At 52.0% G+C, this 15,308-nt stretch carries 15 protein-coding genes and 1 pseudogene; 13 read left to right on the top strand and 3 right to left on the bottom strand.

Going from position 1 to position 15,308, the window contains the following annotated elements:
* The first annotated feature begins 40 nt into the window (after window positions 1-40).
* Window positions 41-1,638, top strand: a pseudogene (locus KO216_RS01370) (terminase large subunit).
* On the opposite strand, the gene KO216_RS01365 reads toward KO216_RS01370, so the two are convergent.
* Complete coding sequence (locus KO216_RS01365; RefSeq protein ID WP_251451713.1) at window positions 1,608-1,991, bottom strand: hypothetical protein; 384 nt, start codon at window positions 1,989-1,991, stop codon at window positions 1,608-1,610. The pseudogene KO216_RS01370 and the gene KO216_RS01365 overlap by 31 nt on opposite strands.
* Before the next feature lie 34 nt (window positions 1,992-2,025).
* Between KO216_RS01365 and KO216_RS01360 the strand changes: the two genes are divergently transcribed.
* From KO216_RS01360 to KO216_RS01330, 7 genes are read left to right on the top strand one after another with little or no spacing between them, the layout of a single operon-like run.
* Window positions 2,026-3,324: a phage portal protein gene (locus KO216_RS01360; protein WP_215522506.1), complete on the top strand. Its 1,299-nt coding sequence runs from the start codon at window positions 2,026-2,028 to the stop codon at window positions 3,322-3,324.
* A complete protein-coding gene (locus KO216_RS01355; RefSeq protein ID WP_215522505.1) occupies window positions 3,321-4,196 on the top strand; it encodes a head maturation protease, ClpP-related in 876 nt (291 codons plus the stop codon). The genes KO216_RS01360 and KO216_RS01355 overlap by 4 nt, the downstream gene beginning before the upstream one ends.
* 22 nt (window positions 4,197-4,218) lie before the next feature.
* Window positions 4,219-5,436 (top strand): phage major capsid protein, encoded by a 1,218-nt coding sequence (locus KO216_RS01350; protein WP_215522503.1) that lies wholly within the window; start codon window positions 4,219-4,221, stop codon window positions 5,434-5,436.
* A gap of 29 nt (window positions 5,437-5,465) precedes the next feature.
* Entirely contained in the window at window positions 5,466-5,783 is a 318-nt protein-coding gene (locus KO216_RS01345; RefSeq protein WP_048707971.1) for a head-tail connector protein, read from the top strand.
* Window positions 5,784-5,798: 15 nt separating this feature from the next.
* Window positions 5,799-6,131 (top strand): phage head completion protein, encoded by a 333-nt coding sequence (locus KO216_RS01340; RefSeq protein ID WP_215522501.1) that lies wholly within the window; start codon window positions 5,799-5,801, stop codon window positions 6,129-6,131.
* Window positions 6,131-6,568 carry an HK97-gp10 family putative phage morphogenesis protein gene (locus KO216_RS01335; protein ID WP_215522500.1) on the top strand — a complete coding sequence of 146 codons (438 nt, stop codon included), beginning with the start codon at window positions 6,131-6,133 and terminating at the stop codon, window positions 6,566-6,568. Before KO216_RS01340 ends, KO216_RS01335 begins: the two co-directional genes overlap by 1 nt.
* Window positions 6,565-6,909, top strand: coding sequence for a hypothetical protein (locus KO216_RS01330; protein ID WP_215522499.1), 345 nt, complete (start codon window positions 6,565-6,567; stop codon window positions 6,907-6,909). Before KO216_RS01335 ends, KO216_RS01330 begins: the two co-directional genes overlap by 4 nt.
* On the opposite strand, the gene KO216_RS01325 is transcribed toward KO216_RS01330, so the two are convergent.
* Window positions 6,906-7,418 carry a VanZ family protein gene (locus KO216_RS01325; RefSeq protein ID WP_215522498.1) on the bottom strand — a complete coding sequence of 171 codons (513 nt, stop codon included), beginning with the start codon at window positions 7,416-7,418 and terminating at the stop codon, window positions 6,906-6,908. The two genes, KO216_RS01330 and KO216_RS01325, sit on opposite strands and share 4 nt — an antisense overlap.
* Before the next feature lie 74 nt (window positions 7,419-7,492).
* On the opposite strand from KO216_RS01325, the gene KO216_RS01320 reads away from it, so the two are divergent.
* Both KO216_RS01320 and KO216_RS01315 read left to right on the top strand, forming a co-directional pair.
* Window positions 7,493-8,101: a major tail protein gene (locus tag KO216_RS01320; RefSeq protein WP_215522497.1), complete on the top strand. Its 609-nt coding sequence runs from the start codon at window positions 7,493-7,495 to the stop codon at window positions 8,099-8,101.
* 15 nt (window positions 8,102-8,116) lie between these two features.
* Window positions 8,117-8,545, top strand: a complete 429-nt coding sequence (locus KO216_RS01315) for a polysaccharide deacetylase family protein (protein ID WP_215522496.1) — start codon at window positions 8,117-8,119, stop codon at window positions 8,543-8,545.
* 162 nt (window positions 8,546-8,707) lie between these two features.
* Here the strand turns inward: KO216_RS01315 and KO216_RS01310 are convergent, their stop codons facing one another.
* Complete coding sequence (locus tag KO216_RS01310) at window positions 8,708-9,199, bottom strand: hypothetical protein (protein ID WP_215522495.1); 492 nt, start codon at window positions 9,197-9,199, stop codon at window positions 8,708-8,710.
* A gap of 63 nt (window positions 9,200-9,262) precedes the next feature.
* On the opposite strand from KO216_RS01310, the gene KO216_RS01305 reads away from it, so the two are divergent.
* From KO216_RS01305 to KO216_RS01295, 3 genes are read left to right on the top strand one after another with little or no spacing between them, the layout of a single operon-like run.
* Complete coding sequence (locus KO216_RS01305) at window positions 9,263-11,941, top strand: phage tail protein (protein WP_215522493.1); 2,679 nt, start codon at window positions 9,263-9,265, stop codon at window positions 11,939-11,941.
* 4 nt (window positions 11,942-11,945) lie between these two features.
* Entirely contained in the window at window positions 11,946-12,632 is a 687-nt protein-coding gene (locus KO216_RS01300; protein WP_215522491.1) for a hypothetical protein, read from the top strand.
* A gap of 14 nt (window positions 12,633-12,646) precedes the next feature.
* Entirely contained in the window at window positions 12,647-15,307 is a 2,661-nt protein-coding gene (locus tag KO216_RS01295) for a phage tail spike protein (protein ID WP_215522489.1), read from the top strand.
* The last annotated feature ends 1 nt before the right edge of the window (window position 15,308 follow it).

Genomic DNA, 15,308 nt, shown 5'->3' with positions numbered 1-15,308 from the left:
TAGCAACTGACTTTTAACCAACAGAAGGTAACTGATTCGTATGCGTCAGCTAGCTGAATATCAACCGACACGGTTCATGGCTGAAAGCTCGCGCTACGACAAGCGTCGAGCCGATTTTGCGGTCGCGTTCATCCAAGCCTTAAAGCATACGAAAGGCCGGTGGGCAGGAAAACCTTTAAGTTGATTGATTGGCAAGAACAAATCATTCGCGACCTTTTCGGGGTGGTCAAACCTGACGGGTTTCGCCATTCACTACCGCTTACGTGGAGATCCCTAAAAGCAAGGGAAATCTGAACTAGCCGCCGCCGTCGCGCTCTTGCTGTGTTGCGGCGATGGCGAGGAACGCGCTGAAGTTTATGGGTGTGCTGCCGATCGGCAACAAGCATCCATCGTGTTCGAAGTGGCAGCCGACATGGTGAGAATGTGTCCCCACTAGCCAAGCGGGTAAAGATCCTTAGAAGCCAAAACGTATCATCTACTCCCCTACTAATTCCTTCTACCAGGTACTATCCGCCGAGGCCTATTCCAAACACGGATTCAATATTTCCGGAGTGGTATTCGATGAGCTACACACCCAACCCAACCGGGCGCTCTTCGACGTGATGACCAAAGGCAGTGGGGATGCTCGCACCCAGCCGCTGTACTTCCTGATCACAACCGCCGGCACCGACACCCACAGCATCTGCTACGAGCAACACCAAAAGCCCAAGACATTCTAGATGACAAAAGCACGACCCCACCTTTTATCCAGTCATATATGGGGCAGCGCAAGATGATGATTGGACTAATGAAGCCGTGTGGCATAAAGCCAACCCATCCTTGGACGTGACGGTGCCAATCCAGAAAGTTAGGGACGCTTGTAATAGTGCCAGGCAGAATCCGGCTGAAGAAAACACCTTCAGACAATTGCGTTTGAACCAGTGGGTCAAACAGTCTGTGCGGTGGATGCCCATGAACACCTGGAACAAAAACGATGGCCCAGTCCACTTAGATGAGTTAGAAGGACGTGTTTGTTACGGCGGGCTCGACCTGGCATCCACCACCGATATCACTGCTTTCGTTCTCGTATTCCCACCCACGGATGACGATGACAAATACACGGTCGCGCCCTGGTTTTGGATACCCGAAGACAACCTCAAACTCAGAGTTTCTAGGGATCACGTCCCCTACGACCTATGGCATCAGCAAGGCCACCTACTCACGACTGAAGGCAACGTGGTGCACTATGGGTATATCGAGAAGTTCATTGAGGATCTTGGCACCCGATTCAATATCCGAGAAATCGCTTTCGACCGGTGGGGCGCTGTCCAAATGTCACAGAATTTGGAGGATGCCGGGTTTACGGTGGTGCCGTTTGGGCAAGGCTTCAAAGACATGTCCCCACCATCAAAGGAACTGATGAAACTCGCCCTCGAAAGACGGTTGGCGCATGGAGGGCACCCGGTGCTGGCCTGGATGGTCGATAACATTCACGTGCGCACCGACCCGGCAGGCAACATTAAGCCAGATAAGCAAAAGTCCACGGAGAAGATCGACGGCGTAGTCGCAACCATCATGGCCTTGGATCGGGCAATCAGGTGCGGCAATACCCCAGAGGCGAGCTCAGTTTATGATTCGCGGGGACTATTGGTGCTGTGAGATTTTGGGTGAAACAGGCTACCGACACCATTGGCCACTATTGCTAGCACTGAATAGATGGCTCCGTAGATGAGCGCGGATTCGTTGAAAAAGATAACCGTGGGCACCATGAAAAACAGTATCGGCATCACTATCCATAAAACCGTGAATCCCTCCGTGACTGCGTCCCAGGCGGCTAGCGCAATAGTGGCGAGTGGAAACGCTATGAACAGCATCAAGATAAACAGCGTCATTCCTGAATCAGGGGCGCTGAATACTCCGATGGCGGCTGTCATGAGAGCAGGCAGTAAAAGATAGCACGCGAAAAGCCCGCCAAAGCGCATGCAGGTGCCGCGTCTTTTCCACCTTTGCATGCACTCATTTTTTCATGAGCAGAAGGGAAAAACCATGGGCCTATTCAACTGGCTACGCGGCAGAGTGAAACCAGTCGAGAATCACCAGCTGTCCACCAGCTACAGCTTTTTGTTTGGGCCGACGTCTGCTGGGCGTCCGGTGACCGAACGTAGCGCGATGCAGATGACTGCTGTCTATGGCTGCGTGCGGATCTTGGCTGAGGCGATAGCCGGGCTACCACTGCACGTCTACCGTTACAAGGACGGTGGCGGCAAGAAAAAAGCCCTAGACCACCCCTTATACCGGCTGTTGCATGATGAACCTAACCCAGAGATGACGAGCTTCGTGTTTAGAGAAACCCTCATGACGCACCTGTTGTTGTGGGGTAATGCGTTTGCTCAGGTAGTGCGTAACGGTCTAGGCGAAGTCATTGGACTGTATCCGCTGCAACCGAATCGGATGAGCGTAGGCAGGGATCTAGACAGCAAGGCTTTGTATTACGAGTACCAGACCTCCTGGGACGAACCCGCAGGAGAGTATAAAACCATCCGTCTTACCCCTAACGATGTGCTTCATGTTCCAGGTCTTGGTTTTGATGGGTTGGTTGGTTATTCCCCGATCGCGATGGCAAAAAACGCTATCGGGCTCGCGCAGGCCACCGAGGATTACGGTGCTTCATTTTTTGCTAATGGGGCGGCTCCTGGCGGGGTGTTAGAGCATCCAGGCACGATCAAAGACCCTTCTCGGGTGCGCGAATCCTGGCAGGCAACCTTCGGTGGCGCTCGTAACGGCAACAAAGTCGCTGTTTTGGAAGAGGGTATGAAGTACACGCCGATATCGGTAAGCCCGGAGCAGGCACAATTTTTAGAAACACGGAAGTTTCAGCTCAATGAGATCGCCCGAATATTTCGTATTCCGCCCCACATGATTGGCGACCTGGAAAAATCCTCGTTTTCCAATATTGAACAGCAGTCTTTAGAGTTTGTGAAATACACGCTTGATCCGTGGGTAATCCGCTGGGAACAAGCCATCACGAAAACTCTCTTGAACCCGCGTGAAAAGCAGCAGTTGTTTGTGAAGTTCAATGTCGAGGGCCTACTGCGCGGGGATTACCAGTCACGTATGGAGGGATACGCGGTAGCTCGCCAAAACGGGTGGATGAGCGCCAACGATATCCGAGAGTTAGAAAACCTTGACCGGATCGAGGCGGCTGATGGCGGGGATCTGTACCTGGTGAACGGGAACATGCTCCCGCTTCCTATGGCTGGGGCTTATGCCGACTCACAACAAGCTAAAGAAGGCGAGTCTGGTGATGAACCTAGAGAGAACCAACTATTGAGGAGGAGAATGTGAAGCGTTTTTGGAACTGGCTAACCCCAGAGGAAACCAGCCCGGACAGTGATGGGGGTGAAAGGGTTTTGCGTATTAACGGGGTTATCGCTGAGGAATCATGGCTAGATGAGGACATAACCCCAGCGGTTTTTGCCTCCGAGTTAAACGCGGGGTCTGGGCCGGTCACTATCTGGCTGAACTCCCCTGGCGGTGACGTAGTGGCAGCTGCTCGTATCTACAACATGCTGCTGGATTATCCCGATAAAGTCACGGTGAATATTGACGGGATCGCGGCATCGGCGGCATCTGTGATTGCTATGGCGGCGCCCACGGTGGCAATGAGCCCGGTTTCGATGCTCATGATCCATAATCCCGCCACGCTCGCTATGGGAGATAAAACCGAGCTGTCGCGTGCCCTCGACATGCTCGAATCGGTCAAAGACTCGATTATCAACGCCTACCAGCTAAAAACTGGCCTGTCCCGGGCGAAACTGTCCAAGCTCATGGATATGGAGACATGGATGGACGCAACAGCTGCTATCGACTTGGGGTTCGCAAATAAAATCCTCACCAGTAAACAGGGCTCTATTCCAGACAAAGATGACGAACCCAATAAGGCCAATCCTGACAAGGGTGATGATCCTGGTGATGGAGAGGATGAAGAATCCGCGAGCAAGAAAGTACCGGGGCGAGCGAAAAATGAGCGCGGCGTGGTGTTTTCCAGAAAGGTTTCAGAGCAACAACTTGTTGCCCAACTAGATATGCACGGTAAAAGTGCTGCCCCTCCCGGGCCGCCGCCTCCTGTAAGTGAGCATCCTTGTTTAAAGCCCGCTGCCTCTTGTGGTCGGCGGGTTGTTGATTTATACGCCCATTTAACCAACCAACCCCATTAACTAAGAGAGGAAATATTCCATTATGACTACTGTTACTGATTTGTATACCCGCCGTGCCCAAACCTGGAATAAAGCTAAGAAGTTTCTAGATGAGCGGCGCGATAGCGAGACTGGCTGTCTAAACGCCGAAGATGACGCGGCCTACGCCAAAATGGAGGCCGAGATTGAGGCACTTAGCGGCGAGATTGCTCGATGTGAGCGAGCCGAACACCTAGAAAACACTCTTGCCAAGGCGACCTGTAATCCCATCACTTCCGCTCCTGGAAGCGCCATGGGCGAAGACAGTAAGGTCAAGCCTGCCCGTGCTACAGCTTCCTACAAGCGGGCGTTTTGGGATGCGATGCGGCTTAACACCTCCCCCATGGAAGTAAGGAATGCGCTAAGCGAGGGGGTGGATTCTGAGGGCGGATACCTAGTGCCTGACGAGTTCGAACGCACCCTAGTGCAGTCTTTAGCCGACCAAAACATCATGCGCACCCTCGCCAAGGTTATCCAGACCACTAGCGGGGATCGTAAAATCCCGGTCGTGTCTACCCATGGCACCGCTACCTGGCTGGATGAAGGCAAACCATACAACGAATCCGATGAAGCCTTCACCCAAATCTCCCTGTCGGCGTTCAAGCTGGGTACCTTCCTCAAAATCAGCGAAGAACTGCTCAACGACGCAGCATTTAACGTTGAACAATACCTAGCGAGCGAGTTTGCTCGCCGTATTGGAGCTGCTGAAGAAGAAGCCTTCCTGGTTGGCGATGGTAAAGGTAAACCCACCGGTATCTTCAACCCCACCGGCGGAGCAGACTTAGGCGTGACCACCAGTAAGCCTACCGACATTAGCGCTGATGAACTCATCGATCTGCACTATAGTTTGCGCGCCCCGTACCGGGCGCGCGCGGTGTGGCTGATGAACGATGCAACAGTAAAGACCGTACGCAAGCTCAAAGACGGTAACGGGCAGTACCTGTGGCAACCAGCCCTAACTGCTGGGACTCCAGACATGATCCTTGGCCGACCCGTCTACACCAGTGTTTTTGCACCTGAGGTCAAAGCCGGGGCGCGCACAGTAGCGTTCGGTGACCTCGGTTTTTATTGGATTGCTGACCGGCAAGGTCGCTCCTTCAAACGCCTAAACGAGCTATTTGCAACCACCGGGCAGATCGGGTTCCTCGCCTCCCAACGCCTAGACGGCAAGCTCGTCTTGCCCGAGGCGATCAAGGTTCTTACCCAGAAGACCGCCGGGTAAACCAGAAAAATAGTTAGGAGGTGGCAGCCATGAAAACAGACGAACTCATGGCTTTAGTCAAGCAGAATCTGCTGGTCGACCATAGCGAGGATGATTCTTTGATTGCCTCGTTTGTTTTGGCTGCCATCTCCTACGCTACCGCTTATCAACATCTGCCCGAGGGCTACTACCAAACGGAGCCCATGTCGCAGGCAACCCGGCAAGGCATTATCATGCTCGCCACCCATTTCTATGAATCCAGAGATGGAGCAACCGCCGGGTTTTGGGCAGACAAAACCGATGCTGCCCGCGCCGTGTGGAACGCAGTTAACACCCTGCTTCGTCTGGATCGGGACTGGAAAATCTAAAGAAAGACGCGCCCCATGGCAACGCTAGGCAAAATGAGCGAGCACATCGACCTGATACAGCCAGTGGTTACTAAAGACGCTGCCGGGTTCGCCACTACTGGTAACGAGATTATTGCTTCGGTGCGCGCATATATGGAAGTGCGGCACGCAAGTGGTGCGTGGGTCAACCGCGCCGCCTACACCAAAGCAGACCTGTTATTTAGGATCCGAGCAATACCCGGCATAAAAATAACCGAGGCAATGCAAATCAGCTCCGCACGTGGCAGGTGTGTGATTGATGCTGTCGAATACCTCGGCCGCTATATCGAGATCCTCGCCCACCGCACCGAAGCAGAAGGAGCACCCTGATGGCTAGAGTACAAATCAAGCTTCCCAACGATTTCATTGACGCACTCGACTCAGCCAGCAGCCTCATTGATAACTCCGCTGAGCAAGTACTTAAAGCCGGGGCTAACATAGTGGAGCCGGGTATGCGCTCTAACCTTTCTGCCGCCATCGGCAGCTCAACGAAACAGCCCTCCCGCTCTACCGGACAGCTCGCCAAAGCGTTAGGAACCGCGCCAGTAAAAGTCAATAGCCGAGGAGACTACAACGTCAAAGTTGGTTTCGCCGAGAACCGAGACGATGGTAGAGCTAACGCACTAATCGCTAACGTTCTAGAACACGGACGCTCCAACCAGCCCGCTAGACCCTTCCTAGCCCCCACGCGTTCACAAACCAGGCGAGCCGCAATCACCGCAATGAAACAAACCCTGGCCGCGCGAATTCAGCAGGTGAAACCATGAACGGGCTTTTAGAAAACCTAAGCCAAATCGCTAAACAACTTGGGCTCGCCTATGCAGTCAGCTGCTACACCGCCTCCCCAGCCCCAGACACGTATCTAGTATTCACCCCGTTAACAGATTCTTTCGAGATCTTCGCCGACAACACCCCCGGCGTCGAAATAGAAGAAGCCCGAATCAGCCTGTTCACGAAAACCAACTACCTGGCACTAAGAGACCAGATCACGAAAGCTCTAATCAGCGCTCGCCTGGTTATTACAGGCAGGCGCTATATCGGATACGAGGCGGATACCGGTTTTCACCACTATTCCATCGATGTTTCGAGTTTTAGAGCCTGTCCTTAAGAGTTTGCAATGATCAGGAAAGTCAAAAATCCGATGAACAAGATCTCCAGGACTAACCCGATGACGTTAATGACTTTTTCGCTCTTTTCAGGCCAGAATCTGGCTAGCAGAGCAAAAACTGCTAAGCCAGTAGCGGCTCCAGCAGTGTTCATTATGACATCGGTGATATCGCTGATCCCAATAGCGAAAACGTACTGAACGACCTCGAATGCCACGCTTGCTAAAAACGGTGGGAGCAATTGAATTAACCATGAGCGCCGTTTCAACAACATCCTCATGTACAAGCCAAACGGGATGAAAATAAGGAAGTTGACCACGATCTCATCAAAGAAGTTCGACCCGTAAAGATTCGCAGAATCTGTAAATGGGATCAGATTTAAGTAGCGCCCATGCCGCATGCCCAGTATGTCGTCAACGCTGGTGGCGAATTTGAACAGCACCATCCACAACAACAAGAGCAGATAAATCCCGAACACCGCATAGGTCAAGCATCGCTTTTTCTCTCTCATTCCCCAATTCTATCTCTCGATGACATCTAAAGACACCCATGTCACGAAAATTACTACCCAAAAGGAGAAACATCATGGCAACTATTGGTTTAGACAAGCTCTACTACGCAACCATCACTGAGGATCCCACTAGCGGTGAGGAAACCTATGCCGTTCCTAAACCGCTCGCTAAAGCAATATCTGCAGAATTGTCTGTGGAGGTGGCTGAGGCGATTTTGTATGCCGATGACGGGGCATCCGAGATTGTCAAGGAATTCAAATCTGGAACGCTCACTCTTGGGGTTGATGATCTCGGGGCAGAGGCTGCAGCTGCCTTAACTGGTGCGAGACTGGACGCCAACGGGGTACTTATCAGCACTTCTGAGGATGGTGGCACACCCGTGGCTATTGGTTTTAGAGCTGCACGCTCTAACGGGAAGTACCAGTATTTTTGGCTTTACCGCGTCAAATTTGCTCTGCCGGGAACCACGCTGGCGACCAAAGCTGATTCGATCACGTTCTCTACCCCGAGTATTGAGGGAACGATTCTGCGGCGTAATAAACCAGACGCTACCGGCAAGCACCCGTGGAAAGCCGAAGTCACCGAAGGAGCCACCGGCGTGAAAGCTGAGACTATCTCCAGCTGGTACAGGCAGGTGTATGAGCCTGCCGCTACAACCAGCATTAAACCGACAAACAACTAGAACAGCAGGTAAGCCATGACAGCGAAAACCCAAACCAGCCCGACAGGTAGCTCCGCTTTAAAGAGCGCGACAATCACTATCGCAGGTCAAGAATACGAGCTCGTCCTCACTACCCGTGCGACCCGCCTTATAGCTCAACGTTACGGAGGGCTAGAACATTTAGGTCAATCCCTGGAAACTAGCGAAGATATGGATAAGTCACTCGGTGAGGTAATCTGGCTTATCGCCCTGCTCGCTAACCAGTCCGTACAAATACACAACCTCACCCATCCAGACGATAAGCGCCCAGAACTGACCGAAGAAGCAGTAGAGTTACTAACTGTGCCTGCAGATTTAGCTGACTATCGGGAGGCTATCGCCCAGGCATTACAGCGCGGCACCCGGCGAGCAATCATGACCGAGACCCCAGACCCAAAAGGGCAAACCAAGAAAAAGGACACCTAATAGATAGTGACGAGGCAATCTTTACCCGCCTGACCTATATCGGGCTCGCCCACCTGGGACTAACCCGCAGACAAATCGACCTGACCATATTCGGTGAACTATTGGACCTGGTGGACTGCTGGCGCATCGAAACAGGCAGAGCCAAACCTGCTCGCCTCTGGTTTATCGACGACGTAATTCCAGCGGGTATCTAGCCTTATCTGTTTTCTTGAGATTTCTTTGATGTTCTCTTGCTCTTGCCTCGATTAAGTCCCACGGGAAAAGTTCATTCAAATACTCGAACGCTTTTTTGTTGAATTGGTGACCGCCAGTTCTTTCTTTATGCATGGTCAAAAGGTGTTCGAGGATATAACGATCGTTTTCGGTAACGAGACCGAGAGCCTCAAGGACCCATAGCCTGGCATCCACGCGCTTGAGCTTTTGCTGATTACACCAAATATTTTTAGCAATAGCACCTTCCCAATTTTCCTTAAGGGCGGTGCCTGCTAAACAGCCTGTCAAATGGGTTCGTTGAGAAAACCACCAGCGCCCACTTTCCTGCATTGTCGCTGCTTCGAGGGCGTCCGATAGAGGTAGATGATCTGCCAACTCGCCGAGAACTGCGGCGAGCTCATACGCCCGCATTTCCTCGGTGTCTTCTGCACTCGTTTCCATGGTTCATCCCTTCATCCGCTAACCCAGACAATTCCAGTGTCCCATAGGAGGTGACATCCCGTCATGGCTGATTCGTCTTTTGGTTTGAAGATTGGCCTTGAGGGTGAGCGGGAGTTTAAGCGCGCGATCACGGATATTAATCGTGAGATGCGGGTTTTGGGATCCGAGATGAAGTTGGTGGCTTCTCAGTTCGATAAGAACGATAAGTCCGCTTCAGCGTTGACTTCTCGTAACCAGGTTTTGGGCAAAGAGATTGAGGCGCAAAAAGCCAAGATCCAGACCCTTAAGAGTGCTCTTGATAACTCTGCTACCAGTTTTGGGGAAAATGATTCTCGGACGAAGAATTGGCAGATTCAGCTCAATAACGCTCAGGCGACTTTGAATGGTCTTGAGGGTGAGCTTAAAGAGAATAATTCTGCTCTTTCCAAGTTTGCCGATGAGGCTGACGGTGCGGGTGATGATGCGAAAACTGCAGCTAAGGACACCGGACACCTAGAAAATGCTGTAGATGAGCTGGGCTCTCAGATGGACGGTACCAGTTCGAAGACCCGCATTTTTGGTGACGTGCTTAAAGCCAGCCTGGCAGCGGAAGCTGTTGTTGGTGGGGTTAAAGCTATCGGGCACGCCATCGCGGGTATCGCTAAAGGCTTCGGCTCAGCGATGAAGGATGGTTTGGACTATAACGCCCGGATGGAGCAATACACCACCTCGTTTACCACGATGCTGGGTGATCAAGCCAAGGCTCAGAAACTGGTTAATAACCTCAAGTTGGAAGCGGCTCGTACTCCATTTGGGATGGAGGATCTAGCCAAGGCCACCCAAACGTTGATGGGGTTCGGCATGAGCGCTGAAGAATCCCAGGTACGCCTCAAACAGTTAGGTGATATCAGCCAGGGGGATGCTGGAAAGTTCGAATCCCTAACGTTGGCGTTTGCTCAAATGAGCTCTACTGGCAAGCTGACGGGTCAGGATTTGAACCAGATGATTAACGCGGGGTTCAACCCTTTAGAGGAGATTTCCCGTAAGACCGGTAAAAGTATCGGTGAGCTCAAAGAAGAGATGGCTAAGGGCGCGATCAGTGCGGATATGGTTGCGGATGCGTTTGCTAGTGCCACAAGTGAGGGTGGCCGGTTTTATGGGGCGATGGATGCCCAATCCAAAACCTTCTCTGGCCAACTAGCTACGCTAAAAGACGGGGTCGATAACCTTAAAGGCCTACTTGCTGGAGGTTTGACCACGGCTTTGGCCGGCACGGTGATGCCGATGGTTAATGGTTGGGTCGATGAACTCACCGAAGCGTTCGAGACCGGGGGCGCACCGGCCTTTATCGACACCCTCGGAGAAATCTTGAAGGAAGCCCTGGAGTTTATTTCTAGCCAGCTCCCGCAAGTGGTAGATACCGGGATGAGTATCCTCACCTCTTTGTTGGAGGGCATTATCGCTGTTCTGCCTTCCTTGGCAGACACTGCCGTGACGTTAATTGTGGCATTGGTGGAAGCAATTATTGAGGCACTTCCGAGCCTGTTGGAGGCAGCGGTCCAGATTATCGCCACCTTGGTAGCTGGTATCGGCGAGGCTCTACCGGAACTGATCCCGGCGGCGGTAGAAATGCTGATGACCATGATCCAGGGGCTCATCGATAATTTGCCACTTATTTTGGATGCAGCCCTGCAGTTAATTACTGGTCTTGCTGAGGGGTTAATTGCGGCTATCCCGGTGCTTGTTGAGGCTCTACCGGAGTTGATTGGTGCGATTATTTCTTTCGTAATCGGAGCCGTCCCCCAGATTATCCAAGCTGGTATCCAGCTGTTAACCGCGCTGGTTGGTGCCTTGCCTGAAATTATTACCGCTATCACCGGGGCTTTGCCGTTGATTATTACCTCTATCCTTAGCGCGATCATCCAGGCAATCCCCCAGTTGATTAACGCGGGCGTGCAATTGTTGACGGCTCTTATTGGGGCGTTACCAACTATTATTAACGCGATTGTGGCGGCTTTACCTCAAATCATCTCTGCCATACTGTCTGCTATTGGTGGGGCTATCCCCCTTCTTGTACAAGCTGGCATCCAACTATTAACCAGCCTGATACGGGCTTTACCGACCATTATCGGCACTGTCGTTTCGGCTATCCCGAGGATTATTTACGGCATTGTTCGAGCAGTGATGGGCGGGGTCGGACAGATGATTAACGCTGGGGCATCCCTGGTTTCTGGGTTATGGCAGGGTATTCAGTCACTAGCGGGCTGGTTGTGGAACCGGGTCGCTAACTGGGTGTCTTCAATCTGGAATGGGATTCTCGGGTTTTTCGGTATCCATTCTCCTTCTAAGCAAATGGCGTGGGTTGGTGACATGCTAGTTGCTGGTCTAGCCGGAGCAATAACCACGCGCGGCCATAAGGCTGTAGATGCGGCAGCGAACATGGCAAAAGACACCATGGACGCTATGGGCGAGTTAACTAACGGGGTTAACGTACCTATCAAGGTCAGTAAGGATTTGTCATTGCCAAGCACCGATCTCACCCCTGCCCCGGTTAACCAAACATCGCAAACTGAAAAGGAAACTAAAACTCGCAGCGTTGATGTTCAAGGGGTAGCAGATGCTACAGCTACCCGGATTCTTAAGGGTTTGGATATCAAGGTTGTTTTAAGTGATGGGACGCTGGTCGGCAAACTCGCACCCAAAATTGATCAGCAACTATCACGGATATCTCGGCGAGCCAATCTGCTAGCTGCGGGGGTGTAAATCAATGTACGGGTTTGTTCTCGACCATAAGGTTAGCTCTAAAAGCCTGGGTATCCGTTTTTGCGCACCTGTAGAAATCCCTACTGCCACCATGGGGATAGAGGATATTGAGGTGTCAGGGCGGGCCGGTACTCTTACCCGCTTTAAAGGGTGGCAAGACAGTGAAATAACTTTGAAACTAGCGGTGCGTGGCGGGCTGGAAGCATACCGCAAAGCCGCTCACGCGCTGACTGGGGCCCACACGATTGGGTTTAGCGGTGAGCCTGGCATGTTCAGGTATCTTAAACACGTCAAAATATCACCAGCGCTAGGCTCGCTGGCCACTTGGGTAATGTTTGAAGCCGAGCTTTGTTGCCAGCCGTTTACCTACCTGGAAACCGGGCTTAAACAGCTAACTTTGAGCGCTTCGGGCACGATTAGTAATCCTGGTCTTTTAGCTTCCGATCCGGTAATAACTGTTTTTGGTACCGGGGAGTTGGAACTAAAAATAAACGATACTGCTTTGATAGTTTGTGCTCCTAGCGGGCAATTAACTATCGATACTGCCCGGCTTACAGCCCACGTTGCAGGTAAAACCCAAACCGATGGGATTTCAGGGCCGTTCCCGCAACTTTCTCCTGGTGCTAACCACATCGAGCTGGGCACAGGTATTTCAAGAATCGAAGTTAAAGGTAACTGGCGTACCTTGTAGAAAGGACTAACCAGATGATTACGATTCACGATCGTAGCGCTAACGATTTCACTGCCAGTGGGTTAGCGGTGCTAGATCGCCACCTTATAGACCCGAAAGTCACTCAGGAACTAAACGGAAAGTTTTCCCTAACGTTTTCCTACCCCCTTGATGGGCCAGCAGCGAACCTGTTGGTAATAGAAAACATCGTGGCCGCCCCGGTTCCAGGAATAAACGGTAGGCAAGGATTTCGTATCAGCGAAGTCACCACCAGCCTTGACGGGACGCTCGAAGTAGTTGCCCATCACCTGTTCTATGACCTTTCTGCAAACCTTATCGCTGACACCTATGTGGTAAATAAAACCGCAAAAGCAGCCCTAGATCAGCTGCTAGGGGCGGCCAATAGCCCGCACGGTTTTAGCGCCAGTAGTTCTGATAACTCCCATCGATCCTCTGCCCGCATAGTTAGAACCCCACTCAGCGCGGCCTTGTTAGGTGACAGCGACAACAGTTTTATTTCGCGTTGGGGCGGCGAGCTTACTTTCGATAACTGGCATATCCACCACGCGCCGCGCATAGGTGCTAATCATGGCGTGGTTATAAGGGATCGTAAAAACCTGTCCGGATACGAATCGAGCCTGGACTACACCACCATAGTTACCCGGATTTTGCCGGTTGGTTACGACGGTCTGCTCCTACCTGAACTGTACGTGGACAGCCCTCGCATCAGCGACTATATTGCGCCGCGTATCAAGGTAATCCGCTATGGGCAAGTCAAGGCCATCAAAGACCCAGGCAAGCCACGTGAGGACGAACTGCCCCTAGAGCAAGCACACGCATGGCTGCGCGACCTAGCCAAAAGCGAGTACAAACTTGGCCTGGTTGATCAGCCATCTTGTGCCTACAAGATTTCATTTGTTGACCTTACCTCCGCCAAAGAATACGCAGATCTGCGCGAGGTAGAAACCCTAGCCTTGGGTGATAGCGTGACCGTACGTCATAGCGACTTAGGCGTGGAGTTAACCTCGCGGGTCCTGGCCTATGACTACAACCCGCTTGGCCAAGAATATATAAGCATTGAGCTAGGTAGCACCGCCTCTAAATTCACCGACATCACCCACACCATCACCGCTGCCCGCAGCGAGGCTATCCAAGCCCAGCAGGTGGCAAGTATTGCGCTAGCTAGCGCGGACGGGAAAAACACCAACCACTATGGCACCACCCAACCAGTATCCGCCCGGCTTGGGGATGTGTGGTTTAAAGAAAATGGTGAGCAAGTAGGAATCTGGATCTATAAGGCCACCGATACTGGCCAGCCCGGATGGATAAGTCTTGCCACCGATTTGAACGGAGCCGAACTGGCGGCGAACCTGCAAGCAGCTAAAACCCAGATCGCGCAAGCAAACGCTAGCGTTGAGCAAGTCCAAGCAAGCCTTAAACAAACCCAAAGCGAGCTAGTAAAAACCAGTAGCGATACAGCGACTGCAAAAGCTCAAGCCGAAAAAGCTCTCCAGGATGCTACCAGCACTCAAAATGCTCTAGAAGCGTTCAAAGTGCAGGTAGCAGATGAAACCAAAAACATTAACTCCTCCTTGACGATGGTTTCAGACAACGTGAACCTGAGAGTTAAAAGAGCCGAGATTATTACCCAAATCAATCTGTCGAATGAAACCGTGCTGATTGATGCAGCAAAAGTACACATCAGTGGGCAAACCTCAATAGATGACGCCGTAATCGGTACCGCAATGATTGCCGATGCGGCTATCACTAACGCTAAAATCGGTGAGCTGTCCGCAGATAAAATAACCACCGGTACCCTAGCGTCCGCGCGGATTGCTGCCGGGAGCATCACTAGCGATAAGCTCACGATTGCTAACGGATACATCCAAACAGTAATGATTAGCGACGCTGCAATAACTTCAGCGAAGATTGCTTACATAGATGCCAGCAAGATCACCACTGGTCTGCTTGACGCCAACCGGATCGCTGCGGCATCCATTACGGCAGATAAGCTTTCCGCTAACGCGATCCAGGTTGGTCTTGCCGGGTGGACAAGTAATATTCGCATCAACCCCACCCAGATCTCTTGGTATAACGGTTCGGAACTGGAAGGAAAAATCGCTAGTACCGGGATGCAGTTTTGGTACGGGAATCGATATATCGGACAGTTAGGCAGGGGCCATAAAAAGGATCATGAGGAAATAGAGGGTATCTCCACGTCGCTAGCCAACGAGGGTGACTATGTTGCCTGGACCTACCAAGACGCTCCAAACGGGGACTATTTCACGTGTTTGACCCTAGACCCAAAGGGACGGTTTTATGATTCGGCTGGCATCCACCTTGGGGCTGATCTGCGCACGAATGGTTACAAGTTCTATACCACCGAAAACAGATCGGTCACCTTGGAAGATTGTGTACTAACCGATAGGGGCACGCATCCAGGATGGGTCGGGCCGACAAAGCTAGCCAAAGTAGTATTCCACACCTATGACGTCATGATCGTCACCAACGGCACGTTCTATAACATGACCCGACTTTTCGACCGGCTCTCAGACCTTATGATCCGGGTAAACGGGCTCATCGGGCTGCTTAACCAGGGATGGATCAGCACCATAACCTCCAAAGCGGATGGCACCATCTCCTGGACCTACTTCCATAACACCGGGTATCAACCAATGTCTACCAACACTGCCTAAA

The organism is Varibaculum prostatecancerukia (genome assembly GCF_943169825.2).
Classification (GTDB): domain Bacteria; phylum Actinomycetota; class Actinomycetes; order Actinomycetales; family Actinomycetaceae; genus Varibaculum; species Varibaculum prostatecancerukia.
The sequence above is the reverse complement of the archived record's forward strand: the minus strand, read 5'-3'. Positions and strand labels throughout refer to the sequence as shown.

Coding starts and splice junctions, on each gene's coding strand:
- KO216_RS01365 (WP_251451713.1), bottom strand. CDS start 1,991: ATGCAAAGGTGGAAAAGACGCGGCACCTGCATGCGCTTTGGCGGGCTT.
- KO216_RS01360 (WP_215522506.1), top strand. CDS start 2,026: ATGGGCCTATTCAACTGGCTACGCGGCAGAGTGAAACCAGTCGAGAAT.
- KO216_RS01350 (WP_215522503.1), top strand. CDS start 4,219: ATGACTACTGTTACTGATTTGTATACCCGCCGTGCCCAAACCTGGAAT.
- KO216_RS01345 (WP_048707971.1), top strand. CDS start 5,466: ATGAAAACAGACGAACTCATGGCTTTAGTCAAGCAGAATCTGCTGGTC.
- KO216_RS01340 (WP_215522501.1), top strand. CDS start 5,799: ATGGCAACGCTAGGCAAAATGAGCGAGCACATCGACCTGATACAGCCA.
- KO216_RS01335 (WP_215522500.1), top strand. CDS start 6,131: ATGGCTAGAGTACAAATCAAGCTTCCCAACGATTTCATTGACGCACTC.
- KO216_RS01330 (WP_215522499.1), top strand. CDS start 6,565: ATGAACGGGCTTTTAGAAAACCTAAGCCAAATCGCTAAACAACTTGGG.
- KO216_RS01325 (WP_215522498.1), bottom strand. CDS start 7,418: ATGAGAGAGAAAAAGCGATGCTTGACCTATGCGGTGTTCGGGATTTAT.
- KO216_RS01320 (WP_215522497.1), top strand. CDS start 7,493: ATGGCAACTATTGGTTTAGACAAGCTCTACTACGCAACCATCACTGAG.
- KO216_RS01315 (WP_215522496.1), top strand. CDS start 8,117: ATGACAGCGAAAACCCAAACCAGCCCGACAGGTAGCTCCGCTTTAAAG.
- KO216_RS01310 (WP_215522495.1), bottom strand. CDS start 9,199: ATGGAAACGAGTGCAGAAGACACCGAGGAAATGCGGGCGTATGAGCTC.
- KO216_RS01305 (WP_215522493.1), top strand. CDS start 9,263: ATGGCTGATTCGTCTTTTGGTTTGAAGATTGGCCTTGAGGGTGAGCGG.
- KO216_RS01300 (WP_215522491.1), top strand. CDS start 11,946: ATGTACGGGTTTGTTCTCGACCATAAGGTTAGCTCTAAAAGCCTGGGT.
- KO216_RS01295 (WP_215522489.1), top strand. CDS start 12,647: ATGATTACGATTCACGATCGTAGCGCTAACGATTTCACTGCCAGTGGG.